The 25,314-nt window shown below is 69.9% G+C and carries 17 protein-coding genes; 11 read left to right on the top strand and 6 right to left on the bottom strand.

All coding sequences use genetic code 11. The features are described from left to right. The 8 genes from ABD768_RS42140 (at position 1) to ABD768_RS42105 (ending at position 11,782) form a co-directional block, all read left to right on the top strand. Entirely contained in the window at positions 1–1,869 is a 1,869-nt protein-coding gene (locus ABD768_RS42140; RefSeq protein WP_344850480.1) for a dipeptide/oligopeptide/nickel ABC transporter permease/ATP-binding protein, read from the top strand. After that, entirely contained in the window at positions 1,869–2,618 is a 750-nt protein-coding gene (locus ABD768_RS42135; protein WP_344850478.1) for an ABC transporter ATP-binding protein, read from the top strand. Before ABD768_RS42140 ends, ABD768_RS42135 begins: the two co-directional genes overlap by 1 nt. A gap of 69 nt (positions 2,619–2,687) precedes the next feature. Beyond that, positions 2,688–5,552: a family 20 glycosylhydrolase gene (locus tag ABD768_RS42130; protein ID WP_344850475.1), complete on the top strand. Its 2,865-nt coding sequence runs from the start codon at positions 2,688–2,690 to the stop codon at positions 5,550–5,552. Positions 5,553–5,590: 38 nt separating this feature from the next. Then, the gene (locus tag ABD768_RS42125) at positions 5,591–5,986 is read left to right on the top strand and encodes a PPOX class F420-dependent oxidoreductase (RefSeq protein ID WP_344850473.1); all 396 of its coding nucleotides are present in this window, start codon (positions 5,591–5,593) and stop codon (positions 5,984–5,986) included. A 108-nt stretch (positions 5,987–6,094) separates the two neighbouring features. Beyond that, positions 6,095–8,893, top strand: a complete 2,799-nt coding sequence (locus ABD768_RS42120) for an ATP-binding protein (RefSeq protein ID WP_344850471.1) — start codon at positions 6,095–6,097, stop codon at positions 8,891–8,893. Positions 8,894–8,995: 102 nt separating this feature from the next. After that, positions 8,996–9,469, top strand: a complete 474-nt coding sequence (locus ABD768_RS42115) for a cupin domain-containing protein (protein ID WP_344850468.1) — start codon at positions 8,996–8,998, stop codon at positions 9,467–9,469. Positions 9,470–9,522: 53 nt separating this feature from the next. Beyond that, positions 9,523–11,028 carry a DHA2 family efflux MFS transporter permease subunit gene (locus tag ABD768_RS42110; protein WP_344850466.1) on the top strand — a complete coding sequence of 502 codons (1,506 nt, stop codon included), beginning with the start codon at positions 9,523–9,525 and terminating at the stop codon, positions 11,026–11,028. 31 nt (positions 11,029–11,059) lie between these two features. Continuing rightward, positions 11,060–11,782 (top strand): SDR family oxidoreductase, encoded by a 723-nt coding sequence (locus tag ABD768_RS42105; RefSeq protein ID WP_344850464.1) that lies wholly within the window; start codon positions 11,060–11,062, stop codon positions 11,780–11,782. Here the strand turns inward: ABD768_RS42105 and ABD768_RS42100 are convergent. Together ABD768_RS42100 and ABD768_RS42095 are read right to left on the bottom strand one after the other, a co-directional pair. Continuing rightward, positions 11,772–14,570, bottom strand: a complete 2,799-nt coding sequence (locus ABD768_RS42100) for an ATP-binding protein (RefSeq protein ID WP_344850462.1) — start codon at positions 14,568–14,570, stop codon at positions 11,772–11,774. The genes ABD768_RS42105 and ABD768_RS42100 overlap by 11 nt on opposite strands. A 90-nt stretch (positions 14,571–14,660) precedes the next feature. Further along, positions 14,661–17,420: an ATP-binding protein gene (locus tag ABD768_RS42095; RefSeq protein ID WP_344850460.1), complete on the bottom strand. Its 2,760-nt coding sequence runs from the start codon at positions 17,418–17,420 to the stop codon at positions 14,661–14,663. A gap of 242 nt (positions 17,421–17,662) precedes the next feature. Here ABD768_RS42095 and ABD768_RS42090 point away from each other — a divergent pair, with 242 nt between their 5' ends. After that, positions 17,663–19,531: a LuxR C-terminal-related transcriptional regulator gene (locus tag ABD768_RS42090; protein WP_344850458.1), complete on the top strand. Its 1,869-nt coding sequence runs from the start codon at positions 17,663–17,665 to the stop codon at positions 19,529–19,531. A 13-nt stretch (positions 19,532–19,544) separates the two neighbouring features. Here the strand turns inward: ABD768_RS42090 and ABD768_RS42085 are convergent, their stop codons facing one another. From ABD768_RS42085 to ABD768_RS42070, 4 genes are read right to left on the bottom strand one after another with little or no spacing between them, the layout of a single operon-like run. Beyond that, positions 19,545–20,447 carry a carbamate kinase gene (locus ABD768_RS42085; RefSeq protein WP_344850456.1) on the bottom strand — a complete coding sequence of 301 codons (903 nt, stop codon included), beginning with the start codon at positions 20,445–20,447 and terminating at the stop codon, positions 19,545–19,547. Further along, positions 20,447–21,475, bottom strand: a complete 1,029-nt coding sequence (gene argF / locus ABD768_RS42080; RefSeq protein ID WP_344850454.1) for an ornithine carbamoyltransferase — start codon at positions 21,473–21,475, stop codon at positions 20,447–20,449. Before argF ends, ABD768_RS42085 begins: the two co-directional genes overlap by 1 nt. 9 nt (positions 21,476–21,484) lie before the next feature. Continuing rightward, entirely contained in the window at positions 21,485–22,744 is a 1,260-nt protein-coding gene (locus tag ABD768_RS42075; RefSeq protein WP_344850452.1) for an arginine deiminase, read from the bottom strand. Then, positions 22,741–24,105 carry an amino acid permease gene (locus ABD768_RS42070; RefSeq protein WP_344850449.1) on the bottom strand — a complete coding sequence of 455 codons (1,365 nt, stop codon included), beginning with the start codon at positions 24,103–24,105 and terminating at the stop codon, positions 22,741–22,743. Before ABD768_RS42070 ends, ABD768_RS42075 begins: the two co-directional genes overlap by 4 nt. A 173-nt stretch (positions 24,106–24,278) precedes the next feature. On the opposite strand from ABD768_RS42070, the gene ABD768_RS42065 reads away from it, so the two are divergent. Both ABD768_RS42065 and ABD768_RS42060 read left to right on the top strand, forming a co-directional pair. Next, the gene (locus ABD768_RS42065; protein WP_344850447.1) at positions 24,279–24,830 is read left to right on the top strand and encodes a sigma-70 family RNA polymerase sigma factor; all 552 of its coding nucleotides are present in this window, start codon (positions 24,279–24,281) and stop codon (positions 24,828–24,830) included. A gap of 88 nt (positions 24,831–24,918) precedes the next feature. Further along, the coding region (locus ABD768_RS42060; RefSeq protein WP_344850445.1) for an extracellular solute-binding protein at positions 24,919–25,314 on the top strand (396 nt) is incomplete at its 3' end.

Genomic DNA, 25,314 nt, shown 5'->3' with positions numbered 1-25,314 from the left:
ATGCTGCGTCGATGGATGTCGGTACTACGTACGCCGCTAGGCGCAACAGCAACCCTCCTACTGGCCGCCGTCCTGACCGTCGCCGCGCTCGCCCCGATCCTGTGGGGCGCGCAAGCCGATCACGTCGACACCAGCGCAATGCTGGAAGGCGTGTCGGCCCGCCACTGGGTCGGCACCGACGACCTGGGCCGCGACCTCTTCCTCCGCGTGCTTGTCGCCACCCGCCTCTCCATCCAACTGGCGTTGCTGGCCACGCTGATCGCCGTGGTGGCCGGGCTGACCCTAGGCACATTGCCCGCGCTCGTCGGCCCGCGCCTCGGCCGGCTGGCCGTTGCCTTCGTCAACCTCGCGGTCGCCTTCCCGGGGCTGTTGCTGGCGCTGTTCTTCGCGGTCATCTTCGGTGTCGGCACCCGGGGCGCGGTGCTGGCCATCGGCCTGGCCGGCGCGCCGTCGTTCGCCCGCCTGACGCAGACCCTCCTCGCCGGGGTGGTCGAACGCGACTTCGTGGCCGCCGCCCGCGCTGCCGGGGTCGGTCGCTTCAAGGTCCTGCAAAGGCATCTCCTGCCCAACATCGCGGAGCCCCTGGTGGTCAACGCCACCATCGGCGCCGGTGGCGCGCTGCTCGCCTTCGCCGGCCTGTCATTCCTGGGTCTGGGTGTGCAGGCACCGCAGTACGACTGGGGCCGGCTGCTCGGTGACGGCCTCGACGGCATCTATGTCACCCCTGCTGCCGCGTTGGCGCCAGGAGTCGCCGTGGTGATCGCGGGGCTGGCGTTCAACCTGTTCGGCGAGGCCGTGGCCAAGGGCCTCGGCCTGACGACCCCGACTCATCGGTTGCTGCGGGCCCCTGAAGCGCCTGCGCCGGTCGGCCCACCGGCTGTTGATGGCGATGAGGTGCTGGACGTCCGCGAGCTGTCGGTGACGCTGCCCGGTGGTCTGCGGCCCGTCCGCGGCGTCAGTCTGCGAATCGCGCGAGGCGAGGCACTCGGCGTGGTCGGCGAGTCGGGATCGGGCAAGTCGCTGACTGCGCTGGCGATCGCACAACTGGTCGAGCAACCCATCCAGGTGGGCGCAACCCGGCTGCGCTTCCTTGGTACGGATCTCTTGAAAGGCACGCACCGGCGACTGCTCGGGACCTCGTTGGCCATGGTGTTCCAGGACCCGATGACCGCCCTGAACCCGGTACGCCGAATCGGCGCCCAACTCGCCGAGGGCCCGCGCGAGCACGACGGTCTGTCCCGCAAAGCCGCCTACGCGCGGGCGATCGACCGCCTGCGATCCGTACGGCTCAGTCACCCTGAGCGGCGAGCCGGTCAGTATCCGCACGAGTTCTCCGGCGGGATGCGGCAGCGCGCGCTGATCGGGATGGGCATGATGGGCACACCCGCGCTCATCATCGCCGACGAGCCGACCACCGCCCTCGACGTCACCGTGCAGCAACAGATTCTGCAACTGCTCGAGGACATCCGGACCGCCGACGACGTCGCGCTGCTCCTGATCAGCCACGACATCAGCATCGTCGGCACGGTCTGCGACCGGGTGCTCGTCATGTACGCCGGCCGCATCGTCGAGGACCTGCCGGCCGCGGATCTCGCGGATCGATCCCGGCACCCCTACACCCGTGCCCTGGTGGAGGCTGTTCCGACCATGCAGAGCTCGCTCGACCGGCCGCTCACTGTCATCCCAGGACGGATGCCCGACCTGGCCGACCTGCCCACCGGTTGCGCTTTCGCGTCGCGCTGCCCACGGGCCGACGGGCAGTGCCGTCAAGCCGATCCAGAGTTGGTTGCTGATGGCAACGGCGGCCGCGTCGCCTGCTGGCACGCCTACGAAGTGACCCCACAGCCCGTTGCGGCAGGGAGGGCCTGATGCTGCGCTTCGAGAATGTCACCGTCCGCTACGGCAACGGCCGCCGGGCGCTGACCGCGGTCGACGACGTGAGCCTGACCGTGCCCGGTCGCGAGATCGTCGGGCTGGTCGGTGAATCCGGTTCGGGCAAATCCACCCTCGCGCGCGCCGCCGTCGGGCTGGCTCCGCTCACGGCAGGGCGGATCACGCTCGACGGCCGGCCTCTCGACGTACGGGCTGCTGCCCGGCGCCCGCTGCAACTGGTCTTCCAGGATCCGTACTCCTCCCTGAACCCCCGGATGACGATCGGCCAGTCGATCGCCGAAACGATGCCGCGCCGCCCCCGCGCCGAACGCCAGACCGAGGTCAGTCGCCTCCTCGAACTCGTCGACCTCGACCCCGCCCGGGCCACCCAGTTCCCGTCCCAGCTATCAGGTGGTCAGCGCCAGCGGGTCGCCCTGGCCCGGGCCCTCGCCGGACGCCCTGACGTCGTCATCGCCGACGAGATCACCTCCGCCCTCGACGTCTCCGTCCAGGGCACCGTCCTCAACCGGATCCGCGACCTGCAACTCCAGCTCGGCCTGTCGATGCTCTTCATCTCGCACAACCTCGCCGTCGTCCGCTACGTCGCCACCACCGTCGCCGTCATGTACCGCGGCCGGATCGTCGAACACGGCCCCACCGACGACGTCCTCACCGACCCTCAGCACGCCTACACACAGCAACTCCTGGCCGCGATCCCGCACGCACTGTCACGCCGCTCCCGGTGATCTTGCGAGTCCGCTGACACGGGCGAAAGATGTTACCCGCGACACCGCCCTGCACCGGTGAGGAGTGACATGAGATTTCCTGTCCTGATGGTCGGCGCCCTGGTAGCGGCGGGGCTGGTGGTTCCGGTGACAGTAGGACAGGCCGCCGCCGATCCCGCGAGCACCGAAAGCGTCAACCTCGCGCTGGCGCCGGGGGCGGTCGCCTCGGCCAAGTCCCAACGGATGACAGCGCCCGCGGCGACCTACGCGCCGGCCAATGCGGTCGACGTGTTCGTGCACAACGGGTGGACGTCGAACTACGCGTCGGTCGGTGGTGGGTACGACCCGGCTCAGGACTGGTTCCAGGTCAAGCTGGCTACGCCTGCGCCGGTCTACGAGGTCTTCAGCCGGTGGACCTCGCCAGCCAAGCCGTCGCAGTACGAGCTGCAGGTCTCGACGGACGGCGACTGCCAGACCTGGACGACGGTCAAGCAGGTGGCGAATCCAGCGGACAAGGACTCGCAGGTGATCGACCAGCAGGATCCGGTCTCGTGTGTCCGGATGCAGGCGCTGGCCACGACATCCACCGTCGGGTACACGCTGAACGAGTTCGAGCTCTGGTCCGGGCCCAAGCCGGCGCCGGTGGTCGGGCAGATCATTCCCGTACCGGTGAAGCAGTCGGCCGGTTCAGGTCCGGCCTGGGAGCTCACCGGCAAGTCCCGGATCGTCGTTTCCAGCGCCGGTCTCGCCGCGACGGCTGAGGTGCTCGCCGGGTACCTGCGGCCGGCGACCGGGTTCGTGCTTCCCGTGGTGACCGGTTCGGCTACGGCGGCCGACATCGCGTTGAGCACTGGAGCGGTACCGGATCTCCCAGCGGACAAGGCGGCCGAGGGGTACTCCCTCACTGCATCCAGCGCTGGCGTGAAGATCGTCGCCCCGCAGCCACACGGACTGTTCAACGGCTTCGTGAGTCTTCGCCAGCTGTTGCCAGCGGCAATCAATTCGCCGGCTACCGGCGCCGGACCGTGGACGGTCCAGCCCAGCACAGTGCTGGACTACCCGCGGTACGAGCATCGAGGACTGCAGCTCGACCCCGCCCGCAATTTCCTGTCCGTGGCGGAGATCCGGTCCATGATCGACCAGCTCGCGGCGTTGAAGGGCAACCGGCTGCATTTGCACCTGAGCGACTCCCAGTCCTGGCGCCTGGAGATCAAGGGCTACCCGGCCCTCGACGGCACCGGCTGCAACGGAACGGGGTGTATCGCCGGTTTCTACACGCAAGAGGACTTCAAGGGCCTGGTCGAGTACGCCGCCGACCGCTTCATCGAGATCGTCCCTGAGCTCGAAGGCCCGGCCCACGCCAACGCGGCGGTCAGGTCACTGGGCGGCGTCGCTGTCATGGGCTGCCAGGGCCAGACCCAGCTCGACCGCTTCTGCACCAACCCGAACGACCCGGCCAGCCAGCGGGCGCTCGCATTCTGGCGGGACGCGATCGCGCAGCTCGCCGCCATCTCCCCCGCCCCGATCATCCACATCGGCGGCGACGAGGCCATCGGGATGCCCCACGAGGACTACAAGTGGTGGATCGGGCAGATGGAGACCATCGTCGACAACGCCGGCAAGCGGCTGATGGGCTGGAACCCGGCGATCGAGGGATACGCACCCGGCTCGACGTCCATCAACCACTACTGGTCGGACTACACCGGCGGCGGTCCCCCGCTGATCAAGCCGGAGTGGTTCAACCAGGGCCGCCAGGTCATCACGACACCGGAATGGAACGCCTACCTCGACTTCGGGTACGACGGATCGCCCGGCCGCACGCCGCGGACGGAACTCGACAAGTCGTACTCGTGGGATCCCGAGTGGGTGTGGGAGAAGTACCGCAACGTCTGGGCGCAACCGGCGTACGGCGGACCGAAGGCGGCCGACATCATCGGCATCGAGGCGCCCATCTGGGGTGAACAGATGCGCGGCCTGGCCAACAACGAGTACATGGTCTTCCCGCGGCTGGCCGGCATCCTTGAGAAGGCCTGGTCGCCCAAGGTGCTCACCCAGGACTACGACGCATACCGTCAGCGGCTGAGCGTCGCCGGTCCGCGATGGGCGTTCGCCAACGTGAACTACGGAACCATCGCGCAGGTCGCCTGGAGTCCCGAGGCGATGGGCACGACCACCCGCTTCGGCGTGGACAGGACGCTCAGCAACGCAACTCTCGGACGCCTGGCCGCCGGCTCGATCCCACCGGGTGAGTTCACCGCCTCGATCGATTGGGGCGACGGGTCCGCCGCGGAGCCCGGCGCCATCACAGCACGCGACTACCTCGCGAGCCAACGGCAGGGCCGAAGCCTGATGACCGTCAGCGGCAGCCACACCTACCCGACCGACGGCATCTACCACGGCACAGTCACCTACACCCGCCTTGGCCAGACCTGGGTCGTACCGTTCGTCGCCACCGGCGTACCGGCCTGTACGACGATGCTCTCCGGAACCCACAACGGCCCACTGAAGATCGCCTCAGGGATCGCCTGCTTCGACGGCGCGACGGTCTCCGGACCCGTCACCGTCTCCGCCGGCGCCGGCATCTACGCATCCGGCTCCGAATTCCGCGGCCCGGTCACAGTGTCCGGAGCAACCAACGTCCTACTCTGCGGCACCACTGTCTCCGGCCCGGTCACCATCACCGGCGCAACCCGCGTCTGGCTGGGCAATGGCGAATGCGCCCCCACCAAGGTCAGCGGCCCGGTGAAGGTCACCGGCACGGCAGGCCAAGTGACCATCGACCACGCCACCATCGGCGGCCCGCTGGTGGTACAGAACAACACCGGTCCAACGCTTGTCTCCGGTAACCAGATCAGCGGCCCACTGTCCTGCTCAGGCAACTCCCCCGCACCCACCAACGCGGGCCAACCCAACACGACCGGCGGCCCGAAGTCAGGCCAGTGCACCGGCCTCTGACAACTGGTGGCGACCCGCCGTCGCCGTAGGCTGCCGGGATGGAGATCCCGGCAGCCTTCCACGACCTGCTGAGTTCGACCGCGGTCGCCTTCGTATCAACCCTGGGCAAGCACGGCGAACCGCAGACGACACCGCTGTGGTTCCTCTGGGACGGAGACGCCGTCCGGATCAGCCTGGTCGAAGGACGGCAGAAGCTGCGGAACCTGCGCCGCGATCCACGGATCACCCTGGTCGTCGTCGATCCGGCCCGACCGACCTACTACGTAGAGCTCCGCGGGACGATCGGTGACCTCACACCGGATCCCGACTGCGCGCTGGAACGCGCGATCGCGACGAAGTACACCGGATCCTGGGAAGACATCGAACCACCCGGCACCCCGCGCTACGCGACCACCATCGAGCCGCTGAAGCTCACCAGCCAGCTGGGTGTCTGACGGGCGGGGAGCATGCTGGCCATGGGGACGATCGCGTTTTAGGCTGAGCCAGTTCGACGGCCGCGCCCGGGTTAGAGCGTGGGCGCGACGCTTGAAGGGCGGCGGACGGTGGGTCCAGACGACGGGATTCGCGGCCAGGCCGCGGGAGGGGCGCCGGCAACGCAACTGCTCGGGCGCCGATCCGAGCGCGCCACGCTGGACCGCGTGCTCACCGGCCTGCGAGGCGGCGAGAGCCGCGCCCTGGTCGTGCTGGGCGAGGCCGGGGTCGGGAAGACCGCGCTGCTCGACCACCTGGCGAACTCCGCCACCGACCTCCGGGTCCTGCGTGCCGTCGGCGTCCAGTCCGAGATGGAGCTGTTGTTCGCGGCGCTGCACCAGTTGTGCGCACCGATCCTCGGCCGGCTGCACCGGATCCCGGAACCCCAGCAGCAGGCGCTGGCGACCATCTTCGGCCTGGCTCCGGGGCCGGCACCCGATCGCTTCATCGTCGGGCTGGGAGTACTGAGCCTGATCTCGGACCTGGCCGGGGAGAAGCCGGTCCTCGTCATCGTCGACGACGCCCAGTGGCTGGACACGGCCACCGCCCAGACGCTCGGCTTCGTCGCCCGGCGGCTGGGCGCCGAGGCGGCCGGCCTCGTCTTCGGTGCCCGCGAGGCCCGGGTCGAGCTGCACGATCTCCCCGAGCTGACCGTCACCGGCCTGGCCGACCACGACGCGCGGGCGTTGCTCGGGTCATCCGTCGAGTTCCTGCTCGACGCTCCGATCCGGGACCGGATCGTGGCCGAGACCGGCGGCAACCCGCTGGCGCTGCTTGAGCTTCCCCGCGGCCTGACCGCGACGCAGCTCGCGGCCGGTTTCGGTCTGGCCGGCGGCGCCGGCCTCCCGGTGCGGATCGAGCAGAGCTTCCTGCGCCAGACGGAGGCGCTGCCTGCGCAGACCCAGCGGCTGCTTTTGGTCGCGGCCGCGGAGCCGGAGGGCGATCCCGTCGTGGTGCACCGCGCCGCCGACCTGCTCGGCCTCGCCGCCGACTTCCTGGAGGTCTCCAGCCTGCTCACCGTGGGCGAGCGGGTGACGTTCCGGCATCCACTGGTCCGGTCCGCGCTGTACGGAGCAGCGTCGGCCACCGAGCGCCAGGCGATCCACCTGGCCCTCGCCGACGCGACGAATGCGACGGCCGATCCCGATCGACGCGCCTGGCATCTGGCCGCGGCCGCGACCGGTCCCGACGAGGAGGTCGCGCTCGCCCTGGAACGGTCGGCCGATCGCGCGCAGGCCCGGGGCGGTTTCGCGGCTGCCGCGGCCTGCCTGCAGCGTGCGGTCGCGCTGACCGTCGACCCCGCCCGCCGGACTCAGCGCGCGCTCGCCGGGGCCTATGCGAGTCTCCGGGCCGGTGCCTTCCCGACCGCGTCGATGCTGCTCGCGACAGCCGAAGCGGGTCAGCTCGACGACCTCGGCCGGGCCCGGATCGACCTGATCCGCGCGGAGGCCGCGTTCTCCCAACAGCGTGGGCGTGACGCCGCGGGACTGCTGTTGCGGGCGGCGCAGACGCTCGAGCCGCTGGACCCGCGGCTCGCGAGGGACACCTATCTGGACGCCTGGAGCGCGGCCCTGTTCGCCGGCCGGCTGGCCCGTACCGTCGGTCTCCGCGAGGTCTCCCGCGCGGCCAGGGCGACCGCGATGCCCGAGGGCGCGCCGCAGAGTTCGGACCTGCTCCTGGACGGACTCGCCATGCTCTTCGTCGAGGGCCGCCAGGACGCGGTGCCGTTGCTCGAACAAGCGGCCGCCGCGTTCAGTGGACCGGAGATCTCCAACGAGGAAGCACTCCGCTGGGGCTGGCTCGGCACGGTGGCTGCCGCGACGACCTGGGACTTCGAGGGCTGTTTCGCCACGGCCGGCCGGCAGGTCGAAGCAGCCCGCGCCGCCGGGGCCCTCGCCGTCCTCGTGGTCGGCGTCAACGTCCTGGAGCAAGTGGCTGCCTTCGCCGGTGACTTCACCGAGGCGACCGCGCTGAGGGCCGAGGCGGACGCCGTCCGAGAGGCGACCGGCACCCATGTCGCGCCGTACGGGGCGCTGGTGCTGACCGCGTTCCGGGGCAACGAGGACGAGGCGTTCCAGCTGATCGACGAGACGATCGCCGGCGCGACCGCGGAAGGGCAGGGGACGGCGGTCCGCTACGCCCAGTGGGCCAAGGCGATCATCCTGAACGCTCTCGGCCGCCATGACGAAGCGCTGCTGCTCGCCCGGCTGGCGAGCGAGGACACCCCCGAGCTCTGGTTGTCGGCGTGGGCGCTGAGCGAACTGATCGAGGCCGCGACCCGGACCGGACACAGCGGCGAGGCGGCCGCGGCGCTGACCCGGCTCCAGGAAGGCACCCGGTACTCCGACAAGCCCTGGGCGCTGGCCGTCGAGGCCCGCGGCCGTGCGCTCGTACAGGCCGACGACGATGACGCCGACGCCGCGTACGTCGAAGCAATCGAGCTGCTGACCAGCACCAGGCTGCGACCGGATCTGGCCCGGACACGCCTGCTGTACGGCGAGTGGCTGCGCCGGAAGGGCCGCCGGACCGAGGCGCGTTCGGAGCTACGGTCCGCCTACGACCTGTTCACCGCCATCGGTATGGATGCGTTCGCGGACCGGGCTCGCCGGGAGCTGCAGGCAACCGGAGAGACCGTCCGGAAGCAGGCGGCCACTCCCGCGACCGTCGAGGCGTTGACTCCGCAGGAGCAGCAGATCGCGCTGCTGGTCCGCGACGGCCTGTCGAACGCGGAGGTCGGCACCCGGCTGTTCATCAGCCCGCGCACTGTCGAATGGCATCTGCGGAAGATCTTCGACAAGTTGTCCATCACCTCGCGCCGCCAGTTGCGCGACCTACCGTTCCTGAACGGCTACGAGACCGCAATCCGCTGATCTCCCTGGTACGCCGGACCAGTGGCAAACCCTGGCGCCTGCACCGGAACCGTCGGCGATCCTCGACAGGGACAGCTAGGTAACCCTCTCGAAGGAGTCGTCATGGAAGCGATCACCACTGCCCTGGTCGTGCAGCCCGGAGAGGCTGCCGGCGCCTCACTCACGAACGGCGCGTTCGAGCTACTGGCCGACGGCGGCGCGGTCAGCGCCAGCCGGCTCACGTTGACCACCGGGGCCGATGGAGCCCCGCCCCACCACCACAAGCGTTCCCACGAGGTCTTCTACGTCCTCGACGGGAGCATGCTCTTCCGGCTCGGCGACACCCTGACGACCGTGGGCAAGGGCGGCCTGGTCATCATCCCGCCCGGGCTGGTGCACGTGTTCGGGGCGGCGGAGGGCCAGACGGCCGATGTGTTCGTCGTACTGAGCCCAGGGATCGAACGGTTCAGCTACTTCGAACGCCTCGGCGCGATCAGCCGCGGTGAGGCGGAGCTCTCGTCGCTGCTACCCGACCAGGACCGGTACGACGTCCATCTCGAGGACCTCCCCCGGTGGCGGGCGCTCCCCGGGCACTGACCGACCACGTTGAGGTCGACCATGCAGTCCCAATCCAGGACGAGGAGCAGCCAATGACGGATGAGACACGGTCGCGGGCGAGAGTCGGCGGCAGCGGAGAACTGGTCGCGCTGCGCAGTCCGGCCGGAGTCGCTCTGGTGGCGGCGACGGTGCTGGCCTCGATGATCGGGTTCCTGGACGCGTTCATGATCAACGTCGCGGTACCGGCCATCGCCGAGGACCTGGACGCCGGCGTCAGCCAGCTCCAGTGGGTGCTGACCGGGTACCTGATCACGGTCGCCGCGTTGCTGCTGCTCGCCGGTGCCCTGGCTGACCACTTCGGCCGCCGGCGGGTACTGGTCGCCGGCTTGCTCGTCATGCTGGTCGCCTCGATCGGCTGTGCCGCTGCCGGGTCGGTCGGCACGTTGGTAGTCGCTCGGCTGCTCCAGGGAGCGGGCGGCGCCCTGGTGGTGCCGAGCAGCCTCGCTTTGCTCAACGGGACGCTGGTTCCCTCCGACCGGGCCCGCGCGATCGGCATCTGGGCCGGTCTGGCGACCCTCAGCAGCACCTTCGGGCCGTACGGCGGCGGCTGGCTGGTGGACCATGCCTCCTGGCGTTACGTCTTCCTGCTCAACCTCCCGCTGATCATCGCGGCTCTGCTCGTGATCACCCGGGTACCTGAGGTCACCTGGGCGCCACGTCCTCTCTCGCTGGACCTGCTCGGCGCATTGTTCGCCATCGCCGGGCTGGGCGGAATCATCTATGCGCTGACCGAGGGACCTGGCCGTGGCTGGGACGACCCGGTGGTGCTCGTCTTCGGCCTCGTCGGCATCCTGAGCCTGGCTGGTCTCGTACCGCTCGAGCAGCACCGGTCGACACCGCTACTGAGGTTGGCGCTGTTCAAGTCGCGCCAGTTCGATGCGATCAACGCGGCCACCCTGCTGTTCTACGGTGCGCTCGCTGCCGCTAGTTACCTGGTGGTGCTCCAATGCGAGCTGCAGTTGGGGTTCAGCGCCACGGAGACCGGTGCGGCGCTCATCCCGGAGTCGGTCGTCTTCCTGCTGGTGTCGCCCTTCGTCGGCGGCCTGGTGGCGCGGATCGGCACTCGGTGGCCGATGGCCATCGGCATCCTGATCGTCGCGGCCGGGTTCGGCTGGCTGTCGACCACGAAGGCCGGCGACTCGTACGTCTCGGCCGTCCTGCCGGGCGCGCTGCTCTGGGGACTCGGCATCGGCTTGGCGGTAGCCCCGCTCACCGCGGGCGTATTGGCCGCTGTGGACGACAACGACCTCGGTGAAGCCTCGGCGATCAACGATGCGGCGTCCCGGGTGGGAGGTGTGGTGATGGTTGCCCTGGTACCGCTCCTACTCGGCGCCGGCAGCGCAAAGAGCCTCGCCGAGCCACTGGCCAGTCGCTTCTCCACCGCCATGCTCGTCATCGCCGGCCTGTGCGTCGCCGCTGCCCTGCTCACCATCGTGTACGTCTCCCGCGACCGCACCCCGCACAACCGGATGCCGGCCCCGTCTCCCCGAGTAGCCGTCTGCCTCCTCCCCGACCCGGCCGGCTCCCCGAAGTCCTGAACCGGTTCCACCACAACCATTGGAGATCCAGATGAACGCTCTCGAAGGTCAGACCGTCGTCGTGCTCGGCGGCAGCTCCGGGATCGGACTCGAGACGGCCCGGCTGGCAAGGGAATCGGGCGCCGAGGTGATGCTCACCGGGCGGGACAGTGCCCGGCTCGACCGGGCCGGTGTCGCAGTCGGGGCGGCCCGTACGGCACGACTCGACCTCGGTGACACGGCCGGCCTCGAGTCGTTCTTCGGGAGTCTGCCGGCGCCGATCGACCACGTCTTGGTGACCGGTGGCGGACCGACGTACGAGACGATCGCCGAGCTGGATCTCGATGCGGCACGGCGCGTTCTCGACGAGCACTTGCTGGGTTCGCTCCGGGTCGCTCGCTGCTCGGCCGGACGAGTACGACCGGGTGGCTCGCTCACCCTGCTGACCGGCTCCCACGCCCGGCGGCCGGCGCCAGGGCTGACCGTGGCCGCGATCGCCGCCGCTTCGGTGCCCGTCATCGCGGCGAACGCGGCGGTCGAGCTGGCCCCGATCCGGGTCAACGCCGTCGCCGCCGGGTTCGTCGACACCCCGCTGTCAGCGCGACTGCTCGGCGACCAACTCGACGAACGCAAGGAAGAGCTCCGGCAGACCCTGCCCATCCGGCGCGTGGTGAGTGCCACCGACGTCGCCGCGACGATCCTCCACCTGATGCTCAACACCGCCGTCACCGGCGCGACCTTCGACGTCGACGGCGGCCAGCAACTCATCGCCTGACGTCGTCCGCCGGCTCGTCGATCAGCTCGTCCGGTGCCCAGCCGGCGTCGCGGAGTGCCTCGCGGACCTGCCTGCGGGAGGTGATCGAGAGCTTGGCGAACACCTTGCGCAGATGCCACTCGACGGTCCGCGGGCTCAGGAAAAGGCGGGCCCCGATCTCGGGATTCGACAGCCCGGCTCGCACCATCAACGCGATCTGCCGCTCCTGCGGCGTCAGGTCGTCGCCGGCCGACGAGTGCGCGGTGGTCCTCCGCACCGGCTCCCCCATCGCCTGCAACTCCCGGCGCGCCCGCTCCGCGAACGCCTCCATCCCGATCGAAACGAACATCTGGTACGCCGTACGCAGCCGATCCCCCGCAACGTCGCGCCGGCCGCCGCGACGCGCCCATTCGCCGTACAGCAGATGTGCACGCGCCAACTCCGGCCGCAGCCGGGTCCGGCCCAGCCGTTCGACCGCCTCCTCGAAGAGCGCGCCCGCCGACGCGTCGTCAGCCAACAGCGCTCGCGACCGAGCCAGAATCCCCAGCGCCCAATCCGTCCCGCACGGCTCGGTCGCCTCCCACAGACGGGCCAGCGCGGACCGAGCGACCTCGTCGTCGCCGATCCGGTCCGCGGCCTCGACCAGCTCGGGCAGTACCCAGACCGAGACCCACAGCTCGCCGATGCTCGTGCACACCTGGGCCGCCTGCACGGCCAGCTCATACCTGGCCAGTCCGTTGTAGAGGATGGCGGCGGCCCAGTTGGCGCACGTGACGCCCATCAGCTGACGTACGGCGCCGGCCTGCTCCATCGTCGTGGTGATGAGCGGGACCGCCTCCGCCTCCTTGCCGCGAAGGGCGCTCAGCATCAGCTTGGCGTTGGGCGCGAGGTGGGTACCGGTAGCCGTGGCGACCAGGTCTCCCTCGCCGACGACCGCGTCGGCGGCGGCGAAGTCCCCGGTCCAGGTGATGGCCACCCCCAGGGAGATGAGGTGGATCGGCAGCTCGGTCAGCGCACCGGCTGCCCGCACCAGCTCCACCTCGCGGGTGTAGGTGGAGCGCATGAACTCGTCGTCCCAGATCGTGCCGCTGACTCCATTGGCCTGCCAACCCCAGGTAAGTACGTCCCGGGCCGGCAGTTCGGCGATGGCGGCCGCCGCCTTCTGCAGCAATGGAATCGCCACCGCTCGACCGGAGGTGACCAACCGCGCGCAACCGTCCAGGACGAGGTCGAGCGGCCGGGGCTCTCCGCTCACCGGCGGCAATCGCACGACGGCCTGGGAGATCTCCTCCAGGCTGTCGCGGTCCGCGGCGATCAGCGCTGCCGACCCCCACGCCACCAGATAGGTCTCCCGGGCGAAGTCCATGTCGAACGGCTCCAACTGCCGCGCCGCCTCGAGCAACAACGGAAGGGCCTCGTTGTTGAGCCCGGCGGCGAAGGCGATCTGGCTCCGCACCAACAGCGCCTGCGCGTCCTGGAACTCGTCCTGGGCATCGTGGGCCGCGATCTCGGCGTACCGGCGGGCGGCGCCGAGATCGGCCGCGTGCAGGCTGGCGCGGGCCGCGGCCACCGCACGGTCTGCTCTCCGTCCGACGTCCGAGGTGAGGATCACCGCCCGCTGCAGGAAGGCGGCGGTGGCGGCCAGACCACCACGACCCTGGGCGCGCTCGGCCGACCGCTCCAGTTCGGCAGCCACCGACTCGTCCGGACCGGCCGCGGCTGTGGCCAGGTGCCAAGCCCGGCGATCCGGATCGCGAAGCGGATCGGTGACGTCGGCGAGTGCGAGATGTACCGTCCTACGGTCCGCGGCGGTGGCCGACCCGTAGACGGCCGAGCGCACCAGCGGATGCCGGAACCTGATCCGTTCGTCGATGGTCAGCAGACCGTCGGTCCCATTGTCGAGGGCCTCGTTCACCTTGATACCGAGCCGCTCCGCGGCCCGCCAGGTAAGGGTGGGATCGCCGACCGGATCAGCCGCTGCGATCAGGAGCAGCATCCGGGTGCTCTCCGGCAGCTCCTGGACCCGGTGCCGGAAGCTCTGTTCGATCTGTCCGGGCAGAGTGCCGGCCGTCAGCAGCCCCAGGCCACCCGCCAGCTGCGTCGTGGTCAGCCCACGAGGAAGCTCCACGAGGGCGAGCGGATTGCCCCGGGTTTCCGCCACCAGCTGATCGCGGATCCGGTGATCCAGACGCGCGTGGGTCACCGCGTCCAGCAAAGACCGGGCATCGCTGTCTCGCAGGCCGGTCAGCTCGAGTTCCGGGAGGCCGAGCAACTCGTCCCCCGACTGGCGCGCGGCGAACAGAAAGGCGACCGGCTCGGCGAGCAGTCGCCGGGCCACGAACCCGAGCACCTGGGCCGAGGCCCGATCGAGCCACTGGGCGTCGTCCACCGCGCAGCAGATGGGCTGCTCCTCGGCGGCCAGCGAGATCAGGCTCAGCACCGCTAGGCCGACCAGGAAGCGATCCGGCGGAGTACCGACCTTCAGGCCGAAGACGGTCTCGAGCGCGGTCCGCTGCGGTGCTGGCAGCTCTCGTAGCTTGCCGATCAGCGGAGCACAGAGTTGGTGCAGCGCCGCGAAGGCGAGCTCCATCTCCGACTCGACCCCCAGCGCGCGCAGAACCCGCATGTCCTCGGTTCCTTCGAGGGCATGCTCCAGCACAGCGGACTTCCCGACCCCCGCACCACCACGAATCACTAGTACTGCGCTCTGCCCGTCCTGCGCCGACCGGAGTACCGCCCGTAGCTGGGCAGTCTCCGCCTGACGTCCCAGGAGACCGGTACTGACGATTGCTTCCGCACCGTTGACCATGGCTGTCATCCTTCAGCCCGGCCCCCGTCTTGGACCCAGTCGTCACTACTGGTCTCGCCGCGACAACCACCTGCCTTGCGGGACTGAACCCTAGGCCGTCGACAGTTGCTCTCGGCTGGGCAGCGCGTCGCGGAGTCCGCGGCGGGAGCTGATCCCGAGTTTGCTGAACACCTTCCGCAGGTGCCACTCAACGGTCCGGGAGCTGAGGAACAGCCGGGCGCCGATCTCCTGGTTGGACAACCCCTCGCGAGCCAGCGATGCGATCTGCAGCTCCTGCGCAGTGAGGTCGGTACGGGTCTCGACCGAGCGCCGGCGCGCCTTCTCCCCCGTCGCCACCAGCTCGCGGCGAGCCCGCTCGGCGAACGCCTCCATGCCCATCGCAGAGAAGGACTCGTGCGCGATCCGAAGCTGCTCCCGCGCGTCGACCCGCCGGCTATCGCGACGCAGCCACTCGCCGTACAGCAGACGGGCCCGGGCAAGCTCCGGCGCCATCTTGGTCCTACCCAGGCGCTCAATGGCGTCGCGGTACAACGCGTCGGCCTCGGTACCGGTACTGATCAGCGCCCGCGACCTGGCCTCGATCCCGAGCGCCCAATCGGTACCTGACGGCGTCGTACTCTGCACCAGGCGGTCCAGTGCCTCGCGGGCCGAGGAGTCGTCACCCAGCCGTTCGGCCGCCTCGATGAGCTCAGGGAGTGCCCAGGCCGAGACCCACGGCTCGTAGTTGTTGGCGGTGGCCTCCCGGGCTGCCGCGGCGGCAGTGTCGTACTTGGCCAGCCCGTTGTGCAGAACGGTCGATGCCCACTGCGCGGTCGTCACCCCGTGTCGCTGCCCGGTGGCGCCGGCCCACCCGATCGTCTCGGCGATCAGCGCCGAAGCCTCGGCCTCTCGGCCACGCAGGGCCGCCAGCCACAAGGCCGGGTACGGCGCAAGCGGGATCCCGGTAGCCGCAGCCGCCGCGTCTGCCTCGTCGATCAGCGTCGCCGCGGCTCCGAACTCTCCCCGGCCGGTGAGCGCCACGGCCAAGGTGGAGATGTGAATCGGGAGCTGCACCAGAGCGCCGGCCTCCCGGACCAGCTGGACCTGCCGCGTGAACGTCGAAAGCATCGTCTCCTGGTCCCACACGGCCGAGCACGCTCCGGTGGCCACCCAGCCCCACCGCAGCACGTCCTCCACCGGCAGCCGCGCCGTCGCCGCCGCTGCGCGCTGCAGGGCTGGTGTCGCTGCCGCACGGCCCTCGGTGGTCAGAACTGCATAAGCCTCAAGCAGCAGGTCGAGCGGGCGCGGCTCGGCCGGCTCGGGCAACTCCTCCACCGCACGGCACACTGCGATGATGATGTCGCCCTGGCCCGCGAAGATCGCTGCTCCCCAAGCCATCAGGTAGGTCTCGCGGGCAAGGTCGATCGTGAAGGGCTGCAGCCGCTGCGCGGCGTCCAGCAGGAGGGGCGCGGCATCGGCGCCCAGACCGGAGGCGAACGCGAGCTGACCGCGCATGAGCCGGGCCTGGGCACTCTGGAACTCGTCCGGGTCGCTGCGCTCGGCAACCTCGACGAATCGCCGGGCGGCGTCGAAGTCCCCGGCCTGCAGGCTCGCACCCGCGGCGATCAGGGCACGCCCGGCCCGGAGCGTCGCATCGCCGGTGAGGATCACCGCTCGTTGCAGGAACGCAGCGGCAGCAGGCAGGCCACCAGTCGCCTGGGCGCGCTCGGCTGCCAGTTCCAGCTCGATGGCGACCGTCTCATCCGGTCCGGTCGCGGCTGCCGCAAGGTGCCAGGCACGGCGCTCCGGGTCGAGGTGCTCGTCCGTGACGGCGGCAAGGGCTCGGTGGACGGCTCGACGCTCCTCGGTCGAGGCCGCCCGATACACGGCTGTCCGCACCAACGGGTGACGAAACGTGACGCTCTCGTCCACTGCCAGCAAGTCTTCTGCGCCCTGCCCCACCGTCGCGTCCACGGTGACTCCGAGCCGCTCGGCCGCGCGCCAGGTCAGGTCTGCATCCCCTAGTGGCTCCGCGGCCGCTACGAGCATCAGTAACCGGGTCGCCGGGGACAACTCCGCCACCCGGTTCAGGAAGCTCTGCTCGAGCTGCTCGGGCACGGTCGCGTTCAGCAGTCCGAAGCCACCGGCCACCTGAGTCGTGCTCAGTCCTCGCGAGAACTCGAGCAAGGCCAGCGGATTCCCCCTGGCCTCGGCCACGATCCGGTCGCGGATGCGTTCGTCCAACGCCGTCGGCGTGACGGTGTCCAGCAGCGTCCGGGCATCAGCATCACCCAGGCCTGTCACCGGCAGGTCCGGCAGTCCCTGCAGCTCGGCGCCCGGCTCCCGGGTAGCGAGGATCATCAGCACCGACTCTGCCTGTAGCCGCCGGGCGACGAAGCCCAGTACCTGGACGGAGGCACGATCCATCCACTGTGCGTCGTCCACGAGGCACACCAGTGGCTGGTCCCGGGACGCGTCGGACAGCAGGCTCAGCACCGCCAGCGCTACCAAGAACTGGTCCGGTGGGGACGCGATCCGCAGGCCGAAGACCGTCTCCAGCGCCGCCGCCTGCAGTCGCGGCAGGTTCGGGAGCCGGTCCAGCAACGGCGTACACAACTGGTGCAATGTGGCGAACGAGAGCTCCATCTCGGATTCGATGCCCTGGGCCCGCAGCACCCCGCAGTCCTCCGCAGCTGCGGCCATCTGGCCGAGCAGCGCCGACTTGCCGACGCCTGCGTCGCCCCGGAGGACAAGGACACGGCTCTCGCCCGACCGCACGGCGGCCAGCAACCGTTCCAGCTCCGACCATTCGTCGTCGCGTCCGACCAGCCGTGCCGGGCCAGATGCGGCGGAGTTCCCGATCGACTCCATCCAGACCTGCCTTGTTCAGCGGATGACATCCCTTTCCGCAGAGCGTTTCGGGCCATGCTAGGCGATCGTGCAGCGAACTCCACCGACCTTCGCCCTGGGTGCACGGGCCGATGCTGCCTGTACCCCCGGGGATACCGGGCCAGTGATCACCACGGGCGCGAACCCGATCCCCCGCGCGGCACGGTGGCACTGCGTCCTTCGGTGACGCACCCGAACTTCATCCTCCCTGGAGGTCGATCCAGATGACCACGCAGCTGAACGCGGCTCCGGTGCCCGTTGCTCCCACCTCCGCCGATCACATCGTTCTCCTGCTTCTCGCGACCGAGGAGCTGGCAGAGGAGTGGCGGCTGTTCGCCGCCGCCTCACTGATCCTGGGCCGCTCGGTCGGGGAGCCGGACGTGGACCCGCTGATCAAGGCCGGGCTGGTCATCCGTCGCAGGGCCGGCCTGACGCTCAGGGACGACGGCGTCGTCACCAAGGTGCTCGATGCGGCGGCACCGTCGGCCATGGCGGAAGTGCACGGAGCGTGGGCGGAGGTCCTGGCCGGGGATCCGCTGAACCGCAGCTGGCACGAGGCGATGGTGCATCTCGCGCCGAACCAGGCTGCTGCACGACGAGCCCGATCGGCGGCGTTGCGGTTCCAGGCCGCGACCCAGCACGAGGAGGCGGTCGACCTGTTCGATCGGGCCGCGTGGCTGAGCGAGGACCCCGGCGAGAGCGCCCGGCTGCTTACGCAGGGCGCTGCCTGCGCCTTCGCGGCCGGGCTGTGGCGGCGCGCCGGGGAACTGCTGGTGGCGGCCCGCCGGATCGAGCCTCGGGAGGACATGGCGCACGTGATCGACGTACTCGAGGCGGCCTTCCTCAGTACAGGTCCTGGGCTGGGCACTTGCCGGCAACAGGTCGCGGCCGCGAACGTACTGCGGGAGTGGGGCCAGACCTCCGCCGCATTCGCTGTCTTGGCGGCCTGTCCAGCAGACGCATGGGATGGCGAGCGGCTCGGTACGACCGCTGAGCAACTGGCTCCACCCGCCGCAGGCCGGGCGGGGGCAAGGGCCTTGGCCGGCCTCGTGTCCCTCAACACTGGTTCGGTATCACTGGCATTGCCGGTGCTAGAGCGTGCCGCCCGCGAACTAGAGGGCCGCGACGAGCGCGGAACTGCTGCCGTCGCGCACGCCCTGATGGGCGAGGCAGCCGCGTGTCTCGGCCAGATGTCGACCGCCACGGCTGCGCTGCTCAGGGCCAGGCAATTGAGCTCCGAGACCGTCCAGCCCCGCTGGCTGGACCGTGTCGCCCTGGCGACCTCATTGCTCGACGTCCGGCGTGGTCAGGCTGTTCCACCGGAGTCCGGCATCCTGCACGGCGCACTGCTCTCCGTCTGTGCCGCTCGCCGCGATCGCGCCGAGCTGATCCAGGCGGTCGAGTTGCTCGCGCACGAGCGCTGGGTCGACGGCTACGACATCCTCGCGGGCCTGACCGATCATTCGCGCGCGTCGATTCGCGATCTCGTCGCCTGGGGCCTGCTGAGCCATCTGGCCGACGCGGCGTTGCACGCCGGCCGGGTGCGGCGGACCCGCGCCCTGATCTCGGCCCTCGCCGATGTGGAAGGCCTCTTCGAGAACGACATCGCGCTCGCCGAACTGCTGTACGCGACGGCCGTGCTCAGCGATCCCGCGCACGCCGACGCCTGCTTCGAGGCGCTGCTCTCGCACGATCCGGCCCGCTGGCCGTGGCTCTGCGCGCGAGCTCATCTGGCCCGCGGCGAACAGCTCCGCCGAACCCGGCGGACGGCCCACGCCCGTCGGCACCTCGTCACCGCCCAGCGGATGTTCACGGTGATGGACGCGCGGCCGTGGGAGCGCCGGGCCACGCACGAGTTGCGCGCTGCCGGCGTACGGCCTGAAGCGGCACCGCGTGAGGTGTCGTTGCCGTTGTCCCCACAGGAGCTGCAGATCGCCCGGATGGCCGCCCGCGGCCTGACGAACAAGGAGATCGGCACGGTCCTGGCACTCTCCCCACGGACTGTCAGCTCGCACCTCTACCGAATCTTCCCCAAGCTAGGCATCACCAAGCGAATCCAACTCGCATCGGCACTCGAAGGAGTCACCGTATGACCGAGGGCAGCGCTCACAAGCTGACCGCTGTGCCGGCCTCGCCGGCGACCAGGAGGGCTGCGTCTTCCAGCGAGCCGATCGCGGCGGGCCGGCCGGTCCTGCGAACGAAGTCGGCACAAGCGGCGAGCTTCGGTCCCATCGAGCCGGCTGGGTAATCGCCCGGCTCGATGTCGGCAACCCGCAGTTCGCGAACCAGCTCCTGGTCAGGCGTCCCGAAGTCGCGCATCACACCCGGTACGTCCGTCAGCACGACGAAACGCTCGGCACCCAACGCCGCCGCCAGCACCGCGGCCGTGAGGTCCTTGTCCACGACCCCGTCGACCCCACGCAGCCGACCCGCCTCCCCAACCACCGGTACGCCGCCACCGCCGCCGCACACGACCGTCACGCCTTCCGCTACGAGGCGCGCGATCACTGCCTCCTCCACCAGGGTCAGCGGCGCAGGCGACGGGACAACCCGGCGCCAGCCACCCGAGTCAGGGGCGATCGACCAGGTGTGGGCACTGGCCAGCTCCTGCGCGCGCTGCTCGTCGTACAGCGGCCCGATCGGCTTGGTCGGCGCCGCGAACGAGGGGTCGCCGGGATCCACGCGGGTCTGGGTGACGATCGCAGCGACCGGCCCGGGCAGACCTGCGTTGGCCAGCTCCTGCACCAGCCAGTAGCCGATCATCCCCTGGGTCTGGGCGCCGAGGACGTCGAGTGTGAACGCCTCGGTCAGCTGGTCGTCGCTCTCGCTCTCGAGGGCGAGCATCCCGATCTGAGGCCCATTGCCGTGGCACACGACCAACTGGTGGTCGGCAGCCACCTTGGCCAAGGCGGTAGCGGCCTCGGCGACATGGTGGCGCTGCACGCACTGGTCCGGTGACTCACCGCGGCGCAGGAGGGCGTTCCCGCCCAGAGCGGCAACGACCAGCATCAGCCGGCCAGGCTCGAGACAAGGACCGCCTTGATGGTGTGCATCCGGTTCTCGGCCTGCTGGAACACCACGGACGCCGGCGCTATGAAGACCTCGTCGGTGACCTCGGCGCCGGACAGGCCGTACCGCTCGAACACGCGCCGCCCGAGCTCGGTCTTCTCGTCGTGGACGGACGGGAGGCAGTGCAGGAACCTCGTGCTCGCCTTGCCGGACCGGCCCATCAGCTCGGCAGTCACCCGGTACGGCCGCAACAGCTCCACGCGTTCGTCCCACACGGAGTCCGGCTCGCCCATGCTCACCCAGGTATCCGTGTAGATGACATCCGTGCCGGCCACCGCCTCACCGACGTCATCGGTGACGAGGGTCGTGCCACCGGACTCGGCCGCCAGCCCGGCAGCGAGGTCGTGCACGTCCGGTGGAGGCTGCAACGAGGGCGGGGCGGCGATGCGGACGTTCATGCCGAGCATCGCGCCGGTGACGAGGATCGACCGGGCCACGTTGTTGCGCCCGTCGCCGACATAGGTCCAGGCCACCCCGGACAGGTCCGGCGAGACGGTCTCCCGGATGGTCAGCACATCGGCCAGCATCTGGGTCGGATGCCACTGGTCGGTCAATCCGTTCCAGACCGGTACTCCGGCGTACGCCGCCAGCTCCTCGACCGTCTCCTGAGCGAAGCCGCGGAACTCGATTCCGTCGTAAAGGTGGCCGAGCACTTGCGCAGTGTCGGCGATGCTCTCCTCCCGGCCGATGTGGCTGCCCTCGGGTCCGAGGTACGTCGTACTGGCGCCTTGCTCCGCTGCTGCGACCTCGAAGGCGCAGCGGGTACGGGTCGAGGCCTTCTCGAAGATCAGGGCGATGTTCTTACCACCCAGCCGGCGTACCTCGAGGCCGGCGGCATGAGCGTCCTTCAGTTCGGCAGCCAGTTCGACGAGCCGCAGGAAGCCTCGTCTGCCCAGCGAAGCCTCGGTGAGCAGCGAGCCGGCCGCCGGCGCGCGCTGGGTCGTCACGGTTCCGGTCGTGGTGGTCATGGCTTCTCCTCAGATCGGGTCGCGGCTGATCGGACACGTCATGCACCGCGATCCGCCGCGGCCACGGCCGAGTTCGCTGCCGACGATGGGGATGACCTCGATGCCATGGTCGGCGAGCAGCCGGTTGGTGTCGGTGTTGCGCTCGTAGCCGACGACAACGCCGGGTGCGAGCGCGAGGTAGTTGTCGGCGTCGTTCCACTGCTCACGTTCGGCGGTACGCCGGTCCTGCACCGCGCGGAGGACGCGGATGTCGTCCCGGTCGAGCACCTCGGCCAGTGCCGGCTCCAGCCCGACGAGTTCGGTCACCTCGGGCCGGTCCGGGTCGTCGGTCGGCATCAGCTGCCAGATCCGGATGGTCTCGGTGTCGAAGTACGGATAGGCCACGAACGTCCCGACGTCGACCATGGTCAGCACGGTGTCGAGGTGCATCGCCGAGCGCGCCTTGGGGAGTTCGATCGCGAGCACCCGGCGCGCGCTGTGCGAGGCGAACAGGCTGCGCGCCAGCACCTCGACGCCCATCGGAGTCGTGCGCTCCCCCATCCCCAGCAACACGGTGTCGTGGTCGAGTACGTGGATGTCGCCGCCCTCCATGGTCGCGGGCACGTGGTCGAGATCGTCGTCTCCGTAGTGGACAACGAACTGCCCGGCGGCCCGGGCGGCGGCGAAGAGCGGGTGATGGCGGTAGACCGTCCGGGTGTGCAGCGACTCCCGGCGACGGGCGGGTTTGGCCATCGGGTTGACCGTCGTACCGTGTCCGATCCACGCGGTGTTGTCGCGCTGGAAGAGAGTGTTCGGGACCGGCGGGATGACGAAGTCGTCGACGTCCTGGGTGGACCAGACCAGTCCGGACCAGCCAAGTGGCCGCAGGTCCGAGGCGACCACCCCACCGATCATCAACTCGGCCAGCCCGGCTGGATCGGTGTCCGCCAGCAAGGCCCGTAGATCCCGGGCCAGAGCCGGGCCGAAGCGCTCGTCGGTGCAGGTCCGCTCGACTGCGAACGCCCGTCCCTCGTCGGTGGCCAGGGCCTCGGCAAGCAGGGTGGCGAAGTGATGCACGCGGACCCCGCGATCCTCGAGTACAGCGCTGAACGCGTCGTGCTCCTCGCGAGCCTTGTCAGCCCACATCACGTCGTCGAAGAGCAGCCCGGGCGCGTTGGCCGGGGTGAGGCGATCGAGTTCGAGCCCCGGCCGGTGCACCATCACCTCGCGCAGGCGGCCGACCTCGGAGTGGATGCCCACGCTCAGCGGGGTCTGGACGTCGGTGGTCATCGGGTCGCTCCTTGGCTGATCACGGTTGGGCTGACCTCGCCGTACTCACCCTTGCGGGCCTTGTGCCAGACGTAGACCGGCACTCCGAGGAGGAGGCCGAAGACGCCGTAGTACACGGCCTTCTCGCCGCTGCCCTGCAACGCCCAGAAGGAGAAGACCAATGCCAGCAGCCCGACGGTGAGATCGCGTGCGAGGTGGAGGGGATGCCGCAGCTGAGCCTCGGTGGCGAGCCAGTACACCTGCGCCGCGGCCGAGAACAGGTACGGGATGACCGAGGTGAGCACCGAAAGCAGCACGACGGTGGTGAAGACCTGGTCGAACGAGGTGTAGCTGACCACAGTGAGCAGCGAGGCGAGCACTGTGGATGACACGATCCCGAACGCCGGTACGCCGGTACCACTCTCCCGCAGGAACACAGCTGGGAACACTCCGTCCCTGGCCGCCGCCCGCGGCATCTCGGCGACGATGAGCGTCCACCCGACCAGAGCGCCGAAGCCGGACACCACCGCCGCCACGCCAACGGTCCGCCCGGCCCAGCTCCCGCCGAAGATCGCATCGGCGGAATCCGTGAACGGCGCAGTCGAACCAAGCAGTTCGGTATGCGGCACAGTGCCGAAGACCGCCAAGGTGCCGACCAGGTAGACCACCGCGCACGCGAGCGTGCCGAGCACCGTCGCCCTGCCCACGTTGCGCTCCGGCTTCCGGACCCGGCCGGCCGCGACCGAGGCGGTCTCGATACCCAGGTAGCTGAACAACGCGATCGCCCCCGCGGAGCTGATCGCGCTCCAGCCGGACCCGCCCGACGCGTTGAAGGCGCCGAAGTTGGCCCGGCTCATCGCGAACAGCCCGATCACCGAGACCAGCAGCAGCGGCACGAACTTGAGGATCGTGGTCACCACCTGGAAGGCGGCGATACTCCGCAGACCCGCGAGGTTGACGAAGGCCGGCAGCCAGAGACCGGCGAGCGCGATCACCACCGACCACGCCCGGTGATGACCGGTGTTCCAGAAGACCTCGACGTACCCGACCCAGGCCACCACGATCGCCGCATTGCCCGCCCAGGCGGTGATCCAGTAGCTCCAGGCGTTCAGGAAGCCGGCGAACTCCCCGAACGCGTCCCGCGCGTAGACGTACGGACCACCGGAGCCCGGGAGTCGCGCGTTCAGCGACCGGAACGTCAGCGCCAGGGCGATCGCACCCACGGTGACCAGGACGAACGCGACCAAGGAGATCGGCCCGTACGCCGCGAGCGCGCTCGGCAGCGCGAAGACACCGGTACCGATCACCGACCCGACGACCAGCGCGGACGCCGCCGCGAGCCCGAAGCCCGGCCGTGCCGGCGTGGTTGCTGTGCTGCCCATGGCATTCCTCTCAACTGACCGCAGAACGGAAAGCCAACGTACGAAGGCCCGGCGCGGCCGCGCTTCGGTCATTCGACTGCCCACGTCCCTGGCTGACCACCAGGCACCCCGGCCTGGCGGACCAGGGCCCTTCCCTGGCGCGAACACCCGGCCCTGAATGACAGCTTCGAGCCATGATGGACAGCAAGCAGCCGGCGTCCTGGGACGAGATCGTCCGCCTGCACTCAGCACGGGTCTACCGCTTCGCCTACCGCCTCACGGGCAACCGGTACGACGCCGAGGACCTCACCCACGACGTCTTCGTGCGGGTCTTCCGTTACCTGCACACCTACCGTCCGGACACGTTCGAAGGCTGGCTGTACCGGATCACGACCAACCTGTTCTTCGACCAGGTCCGCCGTCGCCGACGGATCCCGTTCGGCGAACTGTCCACCGACCTCGCCGGCCGGCTGCCGACCCGGGAGCCCGGACCGGCGCAGGTCTTCGACTCCCGCGCCCTTGACCAAGACGTCCAGGTCGCGCTGGGTCAGCTCGCCCCGGGCGTGCGGGCAGCCGTCGTACTGCGCGACATCGAGGCCTTCTCCTACAAGGAGATCGCCGACCTGCTCGGTGTCGAGGTCGGCACCGTGGGCAGCCGGGTCCACCGCGGCCGGGCCCGGCTGCGGACCTCGCTCGCTCATCGCGCGCCCCGCTCCCGGACCAGTCCGGTCGGCGCCACCCGGTAGCAGGCGGCCAAGCGCTGCTGTCACAGACGTCCTTGCTGTGCGGACTTTTCACAGTGTGGGCGACCGCAGAAATCTCGTTGGAGGAACCATGAGGCGAACCATCACCGCCGCGGCACTTGTCGCTGCCCTGGCCGTGACCTCGGCATGCGGCACCGGAGGTACCGGGAGTTCGGACAGCACCACCCGCGGTGGGATCACGGTCTGGCTGTCGAACAACGCCGAGGAAGTGGCCTGGGGCAAGCAGATGGTGGCTGCCTGGAACGCGGCCCACCCGGATCAGAAGGTCACCGCGCAGGAGATCCCGACGGGTAAGAGCTCCGAAGAGGTCATCGGTGCCGCGATCACGGCGGGCAACGCGCCCTGCCTGATCTTCAACACCTCGCCCGCGTCCGTCTCGCAGTTCCAGAAGCAGGGTGGCCTGGTGGCGCTCGACAGCTTCTCGGACGGCAAGTCGTACGTCGAGGAGCGGTCGGGCAAGGTCGCC

It is taken from the genome of Kribbella ginsengisoli (genome assembly GCF_039537185.1).
Lineage (GTDB): Bacteria > Actinomycetota > Actinomycetes > Propionibacteriales > Kribbellaceae > Kribbella > Kribbella koreensis.
The sequence above is the reverse complement of the archived record's forward strand: the minus strand, read 5'-3'. Positions and strand labels throughout refer to the sequence as shown.